Source organism: Bradyrhizobium sp. Kon10, assembly GCF_055807395.1.
Genome location: NZ_JBVVOZ010000390.1, coordinates 1 through 238, shown reverse-complemented (window position 1 = coordinate 238; position 238 = coordinate 1). Strand labels below are relative to the sequence as shown.

The following is a 238-nucleotide window of genomic DNA, read 5'->3' as shown; positions in this document are numbered from 1 at the left end:
ACACGTCGAGCACGAACGGATGTTTTTGATGGAGGCGGCGAGGGTCTGCAAGAAGCTCTACATCGAGGTGCCGCTGGAGCATACGAGAAACCTCAATCGCGCCATTCGGATGTCCGGGCCGTATGGGCATATCAATTTCTACACGCCGCTGACGTTCGAAAATCTGCTCAATACTTCCGGGCTCAAGGTCGATAGGCTGATGACGTTTGCTCACGATCTCGCTTATGAACAGCACCTG

Annotated in this window: 1 pseudogene; it reads left to right on the top strand. The window is 53.8% G+C overall.

The features are described 5' to 3' along the window. Window positions 1–238: pseudogene (locus AC0L2O_RS37475) on the top strand (class I SAM-dependent methyltransferase); the annotation flags it as partial.